Raw genomic sequence first — 16,704 nt, forward strand, 5'->3', positions numbered from 1 at the left:
GCCAGGGTGTCGTTTCAAGACGTTGCTCCAACTGTTCCAGTGCTTCGAACAGTTGATCAAAAGCCGTTTCATAGGCGTGCTGGGTGCGGGCAAACCCGGCTTTATAAACACCGTTGTTGATGCGCTCGTAGATATAGGCGTTGATCTCGTCAATCTGTCCACGCAATGGTGTCGGGTAGAGATCCACTGTCGGCTCTCCCCACTCATCGAAGGCTTCATTGAACATGCGGATGATTTCGGAAGATTCGTTGTTGACGATCAAGTCACGCTGTATGTCGTACAACACCGGGACCGTGACCACACCGTCGTAGTCCGGTTTTACCCGTTGGTAGAGCTGGGCCAGTTGGTGATAACCATGTACGTGATCCGTGGTGGCACCGGGGTAGTTGCCGAACAGCCAACTCTCTTCCGGCATTATCGGGTTGACCACCGATACCGAAATGACCTTTTCCAACCCCTTCAGCTTGCGGTAGATCAGGGTGCGGTGAGCCCAGGGGCAGGCCAGTGATACATAGAGATGGTAACGGCCGGGCTCGGCCTTGAAACCGCCCTCGCCACTGGGTCCTGCCGCACCGGTGGGCGTGACCCAGCTGCGGAATTGGGATTCCCAACGTACAAATTCTCCAGCCTGATTGTTTCGCATAGTTAGTGTTCTGTAGTGGTAGGGGGTTATCGAAAGCGCGTCGGATAGCGCGTGATGCCACGAAGAGGCCCTAAGGCAGGTCAAACAGCAGCACTTCCGCCTGGTCGATGCCGGTCAACGATACAGTGGGTTCGTCTGACAGGGTGATGGCGTCACCGGCGCTCAGGGTCTCGCCATTGATGAGCACTTTCCCCCGGGCTACATGGAGATAGGCGGTGCGCCCCGCTGCCAAGTCATGGCTGACGGAATCGCCCTGTTCCAACAGGGTGCCGTAGAGCAAACCATCCTGATGCGCGCTGATCGATCCGCTGCGGCCATCCGGAGAAACCAGGATCTGCAGGACACCGCGTCGCTCCGACAGGGGGAAATGCTTCTGGTTATAGCCGGGTGTCACACCCTGTCGATTGGGCAGCAGCCAGATCTGCAGCAGATGCACCGGTTCGTTGTGGGAGTGGTTGAATTCGCTGTGCAGGACGCCCGTTCCGGCCGTCATGCGCTGCACCTCGCCGGCCGGGATAACGGTGCCGTTCCCCATGCTGTCCTTGTGCTCGAGCGCACCGTCCACCATGTAGGTAACGATCTCCATGTCCCGATGCGGGTGGGTGGGGAACCCGCCGGAGGGGGCAATGTGGTCGTCATTGATTACCCGCAGGATCGACACCCCCATATGCTCGGGGTCGTAATAATCGGCGAAAGAGAAACTGTGGTAGCTCTCCAGCCAGCCAATATTGGCATGGCCGCGTGCCTCGGCTGTTCGGATCTGTTTCATGAATTCGGCTCCTCTGGTTGATGGATAGAGTTTAGTTGTTTAGTATTTGTCAATAAATATCATTATATGCAAATAACTATTACGAATAGTGAAACAATATGACTTGAATGCCCTGCGCAGTTTTGTTGCGGTGGTCAATGCCGGCAGCTTCAACAAGGCGGCGCAGCAACTCGATACCAGCACTCCGGCTATCAGTCGCCGCTTGGCAGCGCTGGAGCGGGAGCTGGGCGTGCGGCTGATGAACCGTACCACCCGGCGCTTTGATCTGACGGAGTCCGGTCGACAGTTTTATGCGGATGTCACCGCTATTCTGCAATCCCTGGAGGAGGCCGAAGAGCGGATCAATTGCGCCAGCGAAACCCTGAGTGGCACGCTGCGTATTGCCGCCCCCCTCAGTTTCGGTATCCACTGCCTCGGTCCGTTGTTACCCGCCTTTCTCGAACAACACCCGACACTACGTCTGCAGGTTCAACTGGAGGATCAGTTAACGGACTTGATTGCCGGGCAGGTGGATCTGTCGATACGCATCGGGGCGCTGTCCGATTCCAGTTATGTCGCGACCCAGATCAGCGAGCTGCCACGGGTGGTCTGTGCGTCACCGGATTATCTGGCGCGGCGGGGCGAACCCCGTGTACCGGCCGATCTGAAACAGCACAACTGTCTGCATTACAATAACCTGAGCCTGCGCGAAGAGTGGAGTTTTCAGGGCGACAAAGGGGTGGCTCAGGTCGAGGTGGGGGGAACGTTCTGTGCCAATAACGGTGAGTTGTTGTGCGAGGCGGCCCGGCAGGGCACGGGGGTGGTGGTACTGCCCGGCTTCCTTGTCGAGCAGGCTATTCAGCGGGGAGATTTGCAGCCGATCCTGACCGACTATCGTGCGACGCCTTTGGGGCTGTTTGTACTGCGCCCATCCCGCACCTTTACCCCGGCGCGCATCCGGTTGTTCATCGAATACCTGCAGCAGGCGTTTTCCGATTCTCCCTAGAATATCGGGGAGTCGCTGCAGGGACTTTATGAATGGCGGGCGATATGGGATAACAGGCCGATGGATGCGGGAACGAAAGGAACCGACAGGTGAGGCGAATGGGGGAGTTATGGGATTGATGGATTTTTTGAAAACGCTGACGACCGGTAAGGCCACCGTGGCCCAGGAAAAGCCGGAGCCGGTGCATTATAAAGGTTTCGACATCCAGCCCGACCCACTGCATGAAGAGGGCCAGTACCGCGTGCAAGGCTGGATATCCCAAGGCGATAAGCGCCACCATTTTATCCGTGCCGATCTGTTGCCGACTTATGCGCTCTGTGTCGAAGAGACGCTGCGCAAGGCGCGCGTACTGATCGATCAACAGGGAAGTCATCTGCTGTCATGAACCGCCACCCCACTGTTAATCGACACTATTTGATCGGTTCGATTTTTATCGCGCTGGGTCTGGTGCTGATGATGGGCGCGTTCGGTATCGGACCGCTCTCTCCAGCGGATCTGAATGGGCCAGCCTGGATTGGTGTAGCGACAGGTATGGTGTTTGCGGCTGCCGGTGCGGCGGTGATGCTGGGGCGTGACGCGCCTCGTCTCAGGCTCGCCCTGGTAGTGACTTTGTTGGCAGGTCTGGCCGTGATCGGTAACTGGATCGCGTTCGGCATTGGGGAGCGTACCTGCAACGGCAGTATCGGTCTATTGTTTGTCCTGACGGAGCAATCCCTCAGCGGTCTGGCTTGCCGTATCCCTTTCGCTGTCGGGGCGATAATGACCAACGGTATCCTGCTGTATGCGGTGGCCACACTGATTCAGAAAATAGCGGGTGGGCCGCCACGGCTGAATCGGCTGGTGAAACTGGCGGAGTGGCTGATGTTGTTGTCATTGGGACCGGTGCTGATTCCGCTGATCGCCGCACTGCTGCTCATGGCGGTGAGCGGCGCACTGTGGAAACGCCTCACCACCGGTTTCTGGCCGCGTAATGAGGCATTTATCCAGCGGCGTCGACTGAAACGGACACAGGGTCGTGGCTGAATCACCGCAAGACCATTCCGGCAGCGTGGCGGCGTATGCTGAATAGCGCGGCCACCACCATCAAGCGGGTGGGTCGGGGGCCGTTGCGCCTTTCGCCGGAGTGGTTGTTGCTGTCGCTACTGCTGATCGGCGGCATACTGTTTGCCATGCAGGCGCAGTGGCTGTGGCGCATCGATCAACTGTTCTACGATATCCAACTTAAAACCTGGTCGCGCGCGGCACCGGACGATATGGTGATCGTGGCCGTCGATAGCGCCAGCCTGTCGACCTACGGACGCTGGCCCTGGCCTCGGTCCCTGCATGCCGACCTGATCGACCGGCTCAGTGAACAGGGTGCGCGGGCGATCTTTATGGATATCCTGTTTGTGGAGCCGGAAAGACGTGATCCACAAGGGGACGCCCGGCTGGCGCAAGCGTTGGCCAGCAGCGGCCGTGTCTATCTGCCGGTCATTATCGAGCAGCAGTTTGACCGGTTGGTCGAGACCCTCCCCATGCCGACCCTGCGTGAGCAGGCCAAGGGGCTGGGGCATGTTGATATCGATCTGGATCCGGACGGCATCGCCCGGCGCGTGTTTCTGCGCGAGGGATTGGGCGAGGCCCGTTGGCCCAGTATCGCGGTGTCGATTCTGCGGGGGATGGAGCCCTCGATATTGGCGTCGTTGCCGGGCGGCCGCAACCCCGCCACCGCCTCTACCGGGCCGCAGACGATCGTGCGCGATAACCACGTTTTGATTCCGTTCGCCGGACCTCCCGGTCACTTTCACCGCATCTCCTACCAGGATGTCCTGCAGGGTCGCTATGCTGCGGACACCTTCGATAACAAGATCGTATTGGTCGGCGCAACGGCACCGGGACTGGGTGATCTGTTGCCGACGCCACTATCCGGTTACAACCGGCCGATGTCCGGCGTTGAGATCAATGCCAATCTGATCGATGCCCTGCGGCGCGGGATCACCATTGAATCACTGGGTCAGGCGCTGCAACTGCAGATTAACGGCGTGATCCTGTTTTTGGCGTTTCTCTCGTTCCCCCTGTTGAAGCCCAAGGTGGTGTTGCCGGTGCTGAGCATTGTTGCACTCATGACCTTGGGTATGAGTGCGCTACTGCTGCACGGGTTGCATATCTGGTATCCGCCGACCGCGATCCTGATCGGCCTGTTGTTGGGCTTTCCGCTCTGGAGTTGGCGCCGCATGGTACGTACCGTGCACTACTTTGAGCAGGAGTTGACCCGGCTGCGTGCCGAACCACGCGGTATCGGCTTTGCCGAGATTCCGGCCGAGATTAGCCGCGGGCTCGATTTTCTGCAGGCAATCCTGCAGCTCGAGGGCTGGATCCTGTTGGATGCCGGTGGAGCGGTCCTGCAACGGAATGGCTGGCAGGCGCCACCCACGGCGCCGATACTGCCGGTCCCCGCTGAACCGCTTATCCAGCAACAGCGGCTCTGGATCCGTATCCCCCGGGGCGACAGCTACTGGCAACTGGGTGTCGAGACGGCTCAGGAGCGGGTGGCGGATGAGCCTTCGCTGCAGTTGCTGGTCGACTACACCCAACAGTTTGCCGTCACCTATCTGCCGGAGCGCCGGGGCAATGTGGAGTTGGTCGAGCGTCAGGTACGCCGGGTGCAGACCGCTATTGCCGACCTGCGGGCGGTACGCCGGCTGCTGTCGGACATCTTGCGCCAGATGGTGGATGGGATGTTGGTGATCAATCTGGGTGGTGAAGTAGTGATGCACAACGAGCAGGCCGTCCGGTTGCTCGGCTTGCAGGATGAGACGGATTTGGCGGCACAAGACATGTTGTCACTGGCGTCCCAGTTGGAAATCAAGCAAGAGGGGGGGCTGGCGGAAGCCTTTCGCCAGGTACTGGTTGAGGGTGAAAACGCTTCCTTGGAGGGGCGTATTCCCCAGGGCAGTGAACTGCTGATCCAGCTCTCGCCTTTATCGGCGGCCGGTGGTCACTTCAACGGGGCCATTATTATCCTCTCTGATATTACCCGCCTGAAAGAGAGTGAACGCGCGCGCACGCAGACCTTGAATTTCCTCTCCCATGACCTGCGTTCCCCCTTGACCTCCATGATCTCCATGTTGGAGATTCAGCGCTCCGGAGTAGGCCAGATGGATATGGCCGAGATGACAGAGCGCATTGAACAGTATGCGCTTAAGGCGTTGAAGCTGGCGGATGACTTCCTGCGTCTAGCGAAGGCAGAGAGTGCCGATTACGACAATTTTCAAGAGGTTGATCTGGTATCGGTGGCGCATAGTGCGTTGGATGCGGTATTTGCCGAGGCACAGGAAAAGTCGATCCGGCTGTTGCGCAACCGGTTGCTGGAGCAGGCCTGGATCAAGGCCGACGGGGCGCTGCTGGAGCGCTGTCTGATCAACCTGCTGGAGAACGCCATCCGTTACAGTCCGGAGGGATCGACGGTGGCGTTACAGATGGAGGCGGGGGAGGGAACGGTACGTTGTCTGGTTATCGATCAGGGGCCGGGTATTGCCGAAGCGGATCAGGCACGCATATTCGCGCCGTTTCAACAGGTCAGAAAGAGCGATGACACCTCAGGAAAAGGTACCGGCCTGGGACTCGCGTTTGTCAAAGTGGTCGCCGCGAAACATCGCGGCCAGATCAGTGTCGAAAGTGAAATCGACGGTGGCGCACGCTTCTGTCTGTCGCTGCCTTTTGACCAGGATGAACCGCTGTAACAGCTTTTACGATAATCGAGAGCGCATGATAAACAAGATCAAACGTTTTTTTGAAACCCACCTGGCGCCGGAATCCTCCGCCATGGAGCGGGATCCACAGCATGCCCTGCAGTTGGCGGTGGCGGTGTTGCTGTTCGAGGTGGCCGAGTCCGATTACCGGCAGCATCCCGACGAGAAGCGTGCCTTGCTGGCGGCGGTGCGGAGCCATTTCCAACTGAGTACAACGGAGGCCGACGAGTTATTGGCCCTGGCGGAGACCGAACATGCCGACGCCACCGACTATTTTCAGTTCACCCGTCTGATCAATCAGCACTACTCCCCACCACAAAAGGTGCAGTTGGTTGAGGCGCTCTGGCAAGTGGCCTTTTCCGACCAGCAACTGCATCACTATGAAGAGCATGTCATACGTCGCCTAGCCGAGTTGCTGTATGTGCCGCATGACGATTTTATCGCCGCCAAACACCGTGCCAGCCAGTTGCTCGGATAGATCGCCAACCGATTGGATTAACGCAACACCAGTTGCTCATAGACGCGGTGAGCGGCGCGGGAGACCAGTTGCTTGTCCGCTTCGCCGATCAGTGCATAACCGAGTTTGCCGTCAATCCAGTAGAAGCCCTGTATGCCATTCTGCCGTGCGAAGCGGAAGGCGGTATCGTGGCCCGCTTCGCGGTTGTGACGAATGAACAGGGTCAGCCGGTCGCCCTGGGGATTTTCATACATAAATTGGGCGGCCGGGCTCTCCTCGCCGGGCAGCAGGCGGCCGCCGAGCAGCTGATATCCCAGGTCACTCAGTACCGGCGCCCGTATCGGTGCCTGCAGCCGTTTGCTCAACCAGCCGACCAGGTGCTGCTCCTGCTCCGCATCCACCTCCACCGGGTGACGCACTTCCGGGGCATAAACCACATGGGCCGTATAGGCGTTACTGAACAGGCTGGTGAGGTTGCGCTGCTGATCGTCGAAACCGCCCCGGCCGAACCAACCGCCCACCGCGCCCACAGCCAGGGTGGCCAGCATGGCGGCCACTCTGAGGGTGTGGCGCCAAATCGGTCGACCCGCCCTGGCCGTATTGTCCAGGTGTGGCGGGATCGGTTCATCCAGTACCGGATCATACAGTGAGTGCAGTGCCCGGTTTAGTTGCAGATAGCTGTCCGCCTGCTCACGGGCCGTCGCGGATCGGCTCAGGTGAGCTTCGACCGTACTGAGCCGGGTCGGGTCGAGCCGGCCATCGACATAGGCATGTATCTCCTGTTCGGTTATCTGCGGCGGCTGTTCGTTCACTTGATTCTCCTGAGAGTGGGCTGCGGCTCTCCGTGAAGCGCGGACCTGAGATTCTCCCGGGCACGGGATAGACGCGACATCACCGTGCCCACGGGGATGTCCAGTATCGAGGCCGTCTCTTCATAGCTGAATTGTTCCAGCCCGACCAACAGCAGCACCTGGCGCTGTTTTTCTGGCAGTCGATGCAATGCCTGCTCCAGTTCGTGCAGTGCCAACAACTGCTCCGGTTGTTCCGGGCTGGTCGTGTCCCGGTCGGTGTCGTGGGTGAGTGTTTCATGACCCGGCCTGCGTTGCAGGCTGCGTAGCGCGTTGACGTGCAGATTGTGCATGATGCTGAATAACCAGGGCCGGATATCGCCTTGGTCGCTCCATAGCCGCTGTTTGGACCAGGCCCGCTCCAGGCAATCCTGTACCAGATCATCCGCCATTCCCGCATCAGACAGCAGCGCCCGTGCGTAGCGGCGCAGGCGCGGGATTTGCTGACTGATCAGTTGTCCAAACGAGGGCATGGCGTCTCTCTGTGGGATGAATCTCTACTATTGTAGTTAACACCCGGGCGCGGTTTTTATTCCAAAAAATGTCAGGGCCTGTTAACGCTATGCTGATATCTATCGACGGAGGCCATTTTTTTGCAGGACAAGGCGCACTGAGCGTCGTGTACTTGCCGTACATAAGTGAAAGTGCAACGCAGTCATGCGGAAAAATGGCCCCGTCCCTCCGGGTTGGCCCTCCCAGGAGGCCATACTGCGTTGCACATCGCTTATTTGGAATAACCAAACTGCGCTCTGCGCGCCTTGCCTGGCCTCCTGGGAGGACCAACGCTGGGCATCCGCATAGTGTTAACAGGCCCTAGGCATGGAATAAAGGCCGACATAGGGGTGTTTATCTTTGCGTAACGGTGTTTTCTGAACGGAGAAAACAACAATAGGCCAACGGCCACGGCTGTTTCATAAAACCTTATATTTGGTATTTATAACACATTGATGATTGGTGATATTAAAAACAACAACGAGGAACGAAGGCATGAAAAAGGCATTTAGTGCGACCCTTCTCCCCCTGGGAGAAGGGCAGGATGAGGGTGCATGAATAAATAGCGAGTTACCTCATCCCATCCCCTCACCCTGAGGGAGAGGGTGTTTATAGGACAGCCGTGTCCAATGGAAATTCATGGAGAATGATATATGAAAAAACACTTTACCCAGATCACCCTGCTGAGTGGCTTGTTGGTCCTCGCGACCACCTCCGGTAGGGCGGCCGATTCAACGCAGGGTGCGATCGATTTCCGGGAGTCGGTGATGACGACCTTTAAATGGTATGTGCAGCCGATGGGCGCCATGACCAAGGGGAAGATCCCGTTTGATGCCGCGTGGTTCAAGAGTCGTGCCGACGGCTTGGCCAGCGCCACCCGGCTGGATGTCTCTGAAGGTTTTCCGCAGGGTTCTGTCGGTGAGAGTGAAGCGAAGCCGGAAATCTGGGATAACTGGGATGACTTCCTCAGCAAATACCAGCGCTTGCAGGACGAGGCCATCAAGCTGCAGCAGGTGGCGGCGACGGGAGATGAAGCGGCGATGAAGGAGCAGTTCGGTAAAACCGCGCAAGCTTGCGGCGGCTGCCATAAGAAATTCCGCAATAAAAAATGATCCGCCAGTTAACCGATGCCGGGCTGGGCCGGGAGGCCCGGCCTGAGCGGTAGTCTATTGCCTGAGAAGAGTGTGGCAGCGTCGCGGGTTGCTGATATGATTCTTTCCGACTACTACGGTGACGGAGAGGAGTGCCCCGCGTGAACAGCCCATCCCCCCTATTTTCGCCCTACCGGCTCGGCGATCTGCTGCTGAGTAATCGTGTCGTGATGGCTCCGTTGACCCGTAGCCGGGCGGCTGCCGAAGGCGTGCCGACACCGCTGATGGCCGAGTACTACGGTCAACGTGCCTCGGCCGGTTTGATTGTGGCCGAGGCCGCACAGATTTCCCGTCAGGGACAGGGTTACCAGGATACCCCGGGTATCTACACCCCGGCGCAGATCGATGGTTGGCGTCGGGTCACCGATACGGTACATGCGGCCGGTGGCCATATCTTTTTGCAGCTCTGGCATGTGGGGCGGGTTTCCCATACTTCTCTACAACCGGAGGGAGCATTACCGGTGGCGCCGTCGGCTATCCGGGCGGATGCCATGACCTTTGTCGACGATGCCTTTGTCGCCGCCAGCCAACCCCGGGCTCTGGCGACGGAAGAGATTTCGGGCATCGTACGTGATTACCGGCAGGCCGCTGCCAACGCCCTGTTGGCCGGTTTCGACGGCGTGGAAATCCACGCGGCGAACGGTTATCTGATTGACCAGTTTCTGCGCGATGGATCGAATCAGCGCCAGGATCGCTACGGGGGATCGGTCGAGAACCGTTGCCGTTTCCTGATGGAGGTGATGACCGCGGTGGTGGCCGAAGTGGGCGCACAGCGGGTCGGGGTGAGACTGTCTCCGGTCAGTCCCGCCAACGGGGTGAGCAATTCGGATAACCTGGCGCTGTTTGAAGCGGTTTTTGACCAGATGGACCGGCTTGCCCCGGTCTATCTGCATATCATCGAAGGGGCTACGATGTCGTCCCGGGACTTCGATCCGGATTTTGATTTCACGCTGTTGCGGCGTCGTTTCAACGGTACTTATATCGCCAATAACGGCTATACGGCGGAGCTGGCGCACGCACTGGTGGATGCCGACCCGCAGGCTTTGGTCGCTTTCGGCCGTTCCTTTATCGCCAATCCGGATCTGGTACGGCGACTGCAGCTCAACGCGCCGTTGCAGCGGCTGGACAAGCAGACCCTGTATGGCGGCGGTGCGGCGGGATATACCGATTATCCCTGCCTGTCTGAGTCGGAGTGACAGGCAAGCTCAGTTCATGCCGCTGATGTAATTGGCCAACGCCTCGATCTCGAATTGTGTCAGCTTTGAGGCAATCGAGTGCATGACCGCATTGTCATTGGTTCGGGCACGCTTATTGAAGTCCTGCAGTTGGCTGACCAGATAACGTTTGTGTTGGCCGGCTAAACGGGGGAGCTGCTTGGTCCCCATGCCTGTTTCGCCGTGGCAGTTTTTGCACGCCGCAACGCCCGAGTAGGCGTTGCCCTTGTGGAACAGGTAGTAGCCGACGGCGGCAAAATCCTTATCCCGAACCCGGTGTGCCTGCGGTGGCATGGAGGCGAAGTATTTGCCCAACGCCGCCATTTCCGCTTCGGTCAGGTCTGCTGCCATCTCGTTCATGGTGCCCTTGCGACGCCCCGCCTTGAAATCACTGAGTTGTTTGGCGATATATTCTGCGTGCTGTCCGGCCAGTCGTGGGTAGATGGCGCTGGAGCTTTCACCCTGCATGCCATGACAGAGATAACAGCGCTCTCCAACAATCTGCTTGGCCCGCTCCGCAGCCGTTTCGGCCAGTGCCGGAGCGGACAGCATTAACAGAACTGATATGCCTAGCATTCGTTTCATAATTTACTTCTCCCTACAACGAGGGCCGGCCTGACTTGTCGGGACGGCACCGATCATCCGTTTAGGCTATAGCAATCTATCTGCCGCTGGCAAAAGGTTTTCCCGTACGATCCGCTTCCCATAACCCTGGAATATTTGTGCTATATGTACAGGACTGGATCTTGACCGCCAGCCTGTCCGGCAGATGAATCGAGGCCCAGACAGGTTTACGGGAAGGCGTTATGCCCGACCCCCGCCATCCTGGCTGGGGTAGAAGATGAGAAAGGGAGTATATGGAATGAATATGCAGGATGTACGCCGTGTGGCAAAGGATATGGGTATCAAAACAGGTGGTATCAGTAAAATCAGGCTCATCCATACTATCCAACTGCAGGAAGGAAATTTTGACTGTTTTGCCTCGGACGTGGCGGGGCAGTGCGATCAATGGCAGTGCCGATGGCGCGATGATTGTGTGAAGGCGGCCAACCAGCGCTATAGCTGATGGGCGTCACGATCACGATCGGCCAGTGCCTGGTGATAAAGGTCTATGTAGTGGGCGGCACTGGCGTTCCAGGAGTAGTCGCAAGCCATGGCCGTGGTTTGTAACTGATGCCAGGTATCGGGTTGCCGGTATAGATCAAGTGCCCGGCGAACGGTGGCCAGCAGGTCCGGGGCGGTCTGGGCGGGGATGATAAATCCATTGGCCGTTCTGGTTTTGATCTGGGCAGGATTGGCGTCGATCACAGTATCCGCCAGCCCGCCTACATCTCTGACGATCGGTAGCGTCCCGTAGCGCAGGCTGTAGAGCTGGTTCAATCCGCAGGGTTCAAAGGAGGAGGGCATCAGGAACAGGTCGCTGGCCGCCTCCAGCAGGTGCGACAGCGGTTCGTTATAGCCAATGACCACCTTCATCTGTGTGGGATGACGGCTGGCCCACTCTGTGAGTTGGATTTCGTAATGGATTTCCCCTGTGCCGACGATGACCAGTTGGAGGGGCATGGCCAAGAGCTCCTCCATGCCCCGCAGGATGATCTCCAGGCCTTTCTGTTCGACCAGGCGGCTGATCATGCTGACCAGGGGCGTCTCACCGTCGACCGGTAATCCCAGTTGTGCCTGTAGGTAGGTTTTGTTAACACCTTTTTGTTCCAGGTTGGTCACGCCATAAGGTGCCGGAAGATGCGGGTCTTCCTGCGGATTCCATACCCGGTTGTCGATGCCGTTGAGGATGCCGGAGAGCCGCTGTCGGCGATGGCGCAGCAGTCCTTCAAGACCGTAGCCAAACTTCGGCTGCAGTATCTCGCGGGCGTAAGTCGGGCTGACGGTATTGAGGCGATCGGCAAAGGCCAATCCGCCCTTGATGAAGGAGAGTTGGCCGTAGAACTCCAGCCCGTCAGGGTGCCAGAGTCGTGCCGGAAGATTTAGGTCGAGAAAGGTTTGGTAATCAAACAGACCCTGGTATGCCAGATTGTGTATGGTGAAGACGGTTGCCGGTCGATTCGTATGCAGGTGGAGCAGTGCCGGGACCAAGCCGGACTGCCAGTCGTTGCCATGTACGATGTCCGGTCGCCAGCCCAGATCCAGCCGGCTCAGTGCAATATCCACAGCAACCAAGCAGAAGATGGCAAAGCGCAGGGCATTGTCGTGCCAGGGTTCGCCATTGTCGTCGATGTAGGGACCGCCCGGGCGGTCGAATGCCGCCGGGCAATGCACCAGCCAGACGGTGAGTCCGTTGCCCGGTAGCCGGGTTTCCAGCAGTTGTACCTCCTGGTTGTAATACCGGTTGCTTGCCAACAGGATCGGTTGTTCGACCTGTTGCATGACCTCCGGGTAGGCGGGTAACAGGATGCGCATCTCCTGCTGCCGCTTCACCAGGGCATCGGGCAGGCTTCCCGAGACATCTGCCAAACCGCCGGTTTTTATCAGCGGAAACAGTTCACTGGTCAGATAGAGGATTCGGTTCATGACGTCCTGGCTAATATCAGTCCGGCCAAGGGCGGCAGGTCAAGGCTTAGCGAGGCCGGACGCCCCATCCAGGTGCGTGCTTCGGCAACGAGTTCCTCGCCGCAACCCGCGTTACTGCCGGCATAATAGACCGAGTCAGAATTGAATATCACCCGGTAGCGGCCACTACGGGGGGCGCCGATCCGGTAGGCAGTCCTGATCACCGGCGTGAAATTCAGCACCACCAAAAGTTGTTCGTCGCCCGCTTTGCGCAGATAGGAGAGGACCGATTGGTCGGTATCATGGCAGTCGATCCACTCGAAACCCTCATAATCAAAATCGTACCGGTGCAGGGCGGCTTGTGTCGTATAGAGTCTGTTCAGGTCACTGACCAACCGGTGGATTCCCTGGTGCAGGGGGTATTGCAGGAGTGACCAGTCCAGGGGCTGGTCGAAGTTCCATTCGTCCCCCTGAGCGAACTCATTCCCCATAAACAGCAGTTTTTTACCGGGATAGGTAAAAAGATAGGTGTAGAGCAGACGTAAATTGGCGAACCGCTGCCATTCGTCCCCGGGCATTTTGTGGAGCATCGAGCTTTTGCCATGGACCACTTCGTCATGGGAGAACGGCAGGATGAAATTCTCGTTGAAGATATAGAGCAATCCGAAAGTGAGCCGGTCGTGGTGATAGCGGCGGTAGATCGGGTCTTGCTGCATGTAGTTCAGGGTGTCATGCATCCAGCCCATATTCCACTTCATGCTGAAACCCAGTCCGCCCAGATGGACCGGACGTGTCACCTGGGGCCAGGCGGTCGACTCTTCCGCCATCATCAGGGCACCCGGATACTGTTCATGCACGACGCTATTCAACTCTTGCAGAAATGCAATCGCTTCCAGATTTTCATTACCGCCGTGCTGGTTCGGTAGCCAGTCATCGGCCTGGCGGGAATAATCGAGGTAGAGCATGGAGGCGACCGCGTCGACGCGTAACCCGTCGATATGGAATTCATCCAGCCAGTACAGGGCATTCGCAAGCAGGAAGTTCTTTACCTCGCTGCGCCCATAGTTGTAAATCAGGGTACCCCAGTCTTTGTGCTCACCACGCCTCGGGTCTTCGTGCTCATACAATGCCGAGCCGTCGAAGCGCGCCAGGCCGTGTTCATCCTTTGGGAAGTGGGCCGGCACCCAGTCAAGGAACACACCGATGCCATGGGTGTGGAAATAATCGACGAAATAGCGGAAGTCATCCGCGTCGCCGAAGCGGCTGGTCGGTGCATAATAGCCTGTGGTCTGGTAACCCCATGAGGCATCCAGGGGATGTTCTGTGATCGGCATCAACTGGATGTGGGTAAAACCGGCTTCCTGGATATAAGCGACCAGGCGATGAGCCAACTCGCGATAGCCAAGAAAAAATTGCGACCGATCCCGCTGCCAGGAACCGAGATGGCATTCGTAGATGGAGAATGGCGTATGCAGCCACTCCTGATGGCGCCTTGCCGCCATCCAGTCGTGATCCCCCCAGGAAAAGGCAGAGCCTTGTTTGGCTATCGAGGCGGTATGTGGACGTAACTCCATCTGTCGTGCGTAAGGATCGGACTTGGTGAGGATGGCACCGCTCTCCCGGTTGCGCAACTCATATTTATACAGCGTGCCGTTTGCTAATCCGGGGATGAACAGCTCCCAGACACCGCTAGCCCCACAATTACACATCGGGTGACGTCGTCCATCCCAGTTATTGAAGTCTCCCACCACACTTACACGTTCCGCGTTGGGCGCCCAAGTTGCGAAGCGTATCCCGCTGATGCCATCGATGCACTTAAAGTGTGCGCCGAGTATGTCGTAGATGTGGTGATGCTGTCCCGCCGAGAAAAGCTGTAGGTCAAAATCAGTAATCTGCCGATCAAAACTGTAGGGGTCATGAAAACGGCTGAGTTGCCGATGGGTGTCGAGACGCTGCAGTTCGTAGTGTCTGGGTAGCGCCTGGCTGTCCCCGGTATAGATAAAGAAGTCGCTGCCATCAACTCGCGGCAGCGGCGAGGTGAAGGGGGGCAGGGAGAGTTCGAGGGTGTCCGGGGAGTAGAACAGTAGCGGTGACTGTGGACTGGATTGCCGGATACCTAGTACTTGACAGGGATTAAAATGGGCAGCATTGGCTATCCGCTCCATGTCTTGCCCGATCGACCGGAGGTAGGCACGTGTCTGGTTGTTTAGTTGCGTGATGTTAACCGCCATGAGTCTACCGTGGTATCTCGGGTTTCGTTACAGTCGGGCCTTTTTATTATAAACGGTATCTATATTGTTTGTTGTTACCATGCCTGTAGGTGCCTGAGTCATGCCATGCTTCTCCTGCCCTTATAAACAGAAATTATTATCTACGCCATCCACTCACGGCTGCGCAGTCCGGTATGACGATCCCGTCGATAAATCCGCCACCATTGTACCGTAACTTCTACTGGATAATTTATAACTATTAACTACTCTTTATGGGGCTATGTCGATTAAGTCGGACAGCAAACAGCATACGCCAGTTGTGAATAAGGCTCATTAAAATAAAAACCAATAAGGACCGGGCACGCACTGACTGAATAATTTTAATATTTGTCTGTAACAAGGAAAGTGATGCGATGAAGCATAAAAATCCGCCACGTTTTATCAGTTACTTGACCCGGAATACGTTGGCTTTAATCCTGGCTGGAGGGCGGGGGCTACGGCTAAAGCATTTGACCCGTTGGCGGGCAAAGCCGGCGGTACCCTTTGCCGGCAAATTCCGCATCATCGATTTTACCCTGTCCAATTGCGTCAATTCCGGGATTCGCCGAATAGGGGTGTTGACGCAATACAAATCCCACTCCTTGAATCTGCATATTCAACGGGGCTGGGGGCACTTTCGCGGTGAGTTGCGCGAATTTGTCGAACTTCTCCCCGCCCAGCAACGCATTGATGAATCCTGGTATTCCGGTACAGCCGATTCGGTTTATCAGAATCTCGACATTATCCGTACGCACTCACCCGATCACGTACTGATACTCGCGGGTGATCATGTCTATAAAATGGATTATGGAACGATGCTTGCCAGGCATGTGGATAATAACGCCGACATGACCGTAGGCTGTATTGAGGTGCCTATTGATCAAGCTTCCGCATTCGGGGTGATGGGTGTCGACGTCAATATGCGAATCAACCAGTTTGACGAAAAGCCGGCAGTGCCGAAGCCTATGCCGGGGAATACCGGTTTTGCGCTCTGCTCCATGGGTATCTATATATTCAATACCGATTTTCTTTATGAACAACTGATCCGGGATGCGGATGACAGCCGTTCCAGTCATGACTTCGGTAAGGATATTATTCCGAGAATCATCGATAAGTACCGCATTTATGCCTATCCGTTTACCGACTCGGATTCACGTGTCCAGGCATACTGGCGGGATGTAGGAACGGTCGACACATTTTGGCAAGCCAACCTGGAACTGATAGACGTTACACCTGAACTGAATCTGTATGATGATGAGTGGCCGATATGGACCTATCAGCAGCAGTTGCCCCCCGCAAAATTTATCTTTGATGAAGAGACCCGACGCGGTGTCGCCATCGATTCGATGATTTCGGGGGGATGCATTATTTCAGGCGCTACGGTAAAACGGTCCATGCTGTTTTCACATGTCAACGTTGATAATTATTCAACCGTCACTTCGTCGGTTGTACTGCCCGATGTCATGATCGGCAAGCACTGCAGGATTAAACGAGCGGTGATTGATAAGGGGTGTGATATCGAAGATTACACGGTGATTGGCGAAGATAGGGAGGCGGATGCCAAAAAATATTATGTAACCCCGAACGGGGTCGTTCTGGTTACACCGGAAATGCTGGGGCAATCGTTACATCATGTCCGCTAACAGTGACAGGGCAAGTG

15 protein-coding genes and 1 pseudogene are annotated in these 16,704 nt (G+C 57.0%); 9 read left to right on the forward strand and 7 right to left on the reverse strand.

Annotation, left to right across the window (positions count from 1 at the left end; genetic code table 11):
- Positions 1–643, reverse strand: a pseudogene (locus ACQY5R_RS13710) (glutathione S-transferase family protein); the annotation flags it as partial.
- A gap of 70 nt (positions 644–713) precedes the next feature.
- Complete coding sequence (locus ACQY5R_RS13715) at positions 714–1,412, reverse strand: pirin family protein (RefSeq protein WP_428609432.1); 699 nt, start codon at positions 1,410–1,412, stop codon at positions 714–716.
- A gap of 88 nt (positions 1,413–1,500) precedes the next feature.
- On the opposite strand from ACQY5R_RS13715, the gene ACQY5R_RS13720 reads away from it, so the two are divergent.
- From ACQY5R_RS13720 to ACQY5R_RS13740, 5 genes are all read left to right on the forward strand, one after another.
- On the forward strand, positions 1,501–2,397 hold the full coding sequence (locus ACQY5R_RS13720) for a LysR family transcriptional regulator (RefSeq protein WP_428609434.1): 897 nt from the start codon (positions 1,501–1,503) through the stop codon (positions 2,395–2,397).
- 118 nt (positions 2,398–2,515) lie between these two features.
- Entirely contained in the window at positions 2,516–2,782 is a 267-nt protein-coding gene (locus ACQY5R_RS13725; protein WP_428609436.1) for an HlyU family transcriptional regulator, read from the forward strand.
- Positions 2,779–3,420 (forward strand): hypothetical protein, encoded by a 642-nt coding sequence (locus ACQY5R_RS13730; protein WP_428609438.1) that lies wholly within the window; start codon positions 2,779–2,781, stop codon positions 3,418–3,420. The genes ACQY5R_RS13725 and ACQY5R_RS13730 overlap by 4 nt, the downstream gene beginning before the upstream one ends.
- A gap of 35 nt (positions 3,421–3,455) precedes the next feature.
- Entirely contained in the window at positions 3,456–6,119 is a 2,664-nt protein-coding gene (locus tag ACQY5R_RS13735; RefSeq protein ID WP_428609440.1) for a CHASE2 domain-containing protein, read from the forward strand.
- A gap of 25 nt (positions 6,120–6,144) precedes the next feature.
- On the forward strand, positions 6,145–6,606 hold the full coding sequence (locus ACQY5R_RS13740; protein ID WP_428609442.1) for a TerB family tellurite resistance protein: 462 nt from the start codon (positions 6,145–6,147) through the stop codon (positions 6,604–6,606).
- Between the two features lie 17 nt (positions 6,607–6,623).
- Here ACQY5R_RS13740 and ACQY5R_RS13745 read toward each other — a convergent pair whose 3' ends face one another.
- Positions 6,624–7,397 carry an anti-sigma factor family protein gene (locus ACQY5R_RS13745; RefSeq protein WP_428609444.1) on the reverse strand — a complete coding sequence of 258 codons (774 nt, stop codon included), beginning with the start codon at positions 7,395–7,397 and terminating at the stop codon, positions 6,624–6,626.
- Positions 7,394–7,906, reverse strand: coding sequence for an RNA polymerase sigma factor (locus tag ACQY5R_RS13750; RefSeq protein ID WP_428609445.1), 513 nt, complete (start codon positions 7,904–7,906; stop codon positions 7,394–7,396). Before ACQY5R_RS13750 ends, ACQY5R_RS13745 begins: the two co-directional genes overlap by 4 nt.
- A gap of 672 nt (positions 7,907–8,578) precedes the next feature.
- On the opposite strand from ACQY5R_RS13750, the gene ACQY5R_RS13755 reads away from it, so the two are divergent.
- Both ACQY5R_RS13755 and ACQY5R_RS13760 read left to right on the forward strand, forming a co-directional pair.
- Complete coding sequence (locus tag ACQY5R_RS13755; protein WP_428609446.1) at positions 8,579–9,037, forward strand: c-type cytochrome; 459 nt, start codon at positions 8,579–8,581, stop codon at positions 9,035–9,037.
- Between the two features lie 140 nt (positions 9,038–9,177).
- Positions 9,178–10,272, forward strand: a complete 1,095-nt coding sequence (locus ACQY5R_RS13760; protein ID WP_428609447.1) for an alkene reductase — start codon at positions 9,178–9,180, stop codon at positions 10,270–10,272.
- 9 nt (positions 10,273–10,281) lie between these two features.
- On the opposite strand, the gene ACQY5R_RS13765 is transcribed toward ACQY5R_RS13760, so the two are convergent.
- The gene (locus ACQY5R_RS13765) at positions 10,282–10,875 is read right to left on the reverse strand and encodes a c-type cytochrome (protein ID WP_428609448.1); all 594 of its coding nucleotides are present in this window, start codon (positions 10,873–10,875) and stop codon (positions 10,282–10,284) included.
- 277 nt (positions 10,876–11,152) lie between these two features.
- Between ACQY5R_RS13765 and ACQY5R_RS13770 the strand changes: the two genes are divergently transcribed.
- Entirely contained in the window at positions 11,153–11,356 is a 204-nt protein-coding gene (locus tag ACQY5R_RS13770; protein ID WP_428609450.1) for an SAP domain-containing protein, read from the forward strand.
- On the opposite strand, the gene glgA is transcribed toward ACQY5R_RS13770, so the two are convergent.
- Both glgA and glgB read right to left on the reverse strand, forming a co-directional pair.
- Entirely contained in the window at positions 11,347–12,816 is a 1,470-nt protein-coding gene (gene glgA, locus ACQY5R_RS13775) for a glycogen synthase GlgA (RefSeq protein ID WP_428609452.1), read from the reverse strand. The genes ACQY5R_RS13770 and glgA overlap by 10 nt on opposite strands.
- Positions 12,813–15,026 (reverse strand): 1,4-alpha-glucan branching protein GlgB, encoded by a 2,214-nt coding sequence (gene glgB / locus ACQY5R_RS13780; protein WP_428609454.1) that lies wholly within the window; start codon positions 15,024–15,026, stop codon positions 12,813–12,815. Before glgB ends, glgA begins: the two co-directional genes overlap by 4 nt.
- A 392-nt stretch (positions 15,027–15,418) precedes the next feature.
- On the opposite strand from glgB, the gene glgC reads away from it, so the two are divergent.
- Complete coding sequence (gene glgC / locus ACQY5R_RS13785) at positions 15,419–16,687, forward strand: glucose-1-phosphate adenylyltransferase (RefSeq protein WP_428609455.1); 1,269 nt, start codon at positions 15,419–15,421, stop codon at positions 16,685–16,687.
- The last annotated feature ends 17 nt before the right edge of the window (positions 16,688–16,704 follow it).

This window comes from Sedimenticola sp., from assembly GCF_050289425.1.
Taxonomy (GTDB): Bacteria; Pseudomonadota; Gammaproteobacteria; order Chromatiales; family Chromatiaceae; genus Sedimenticola.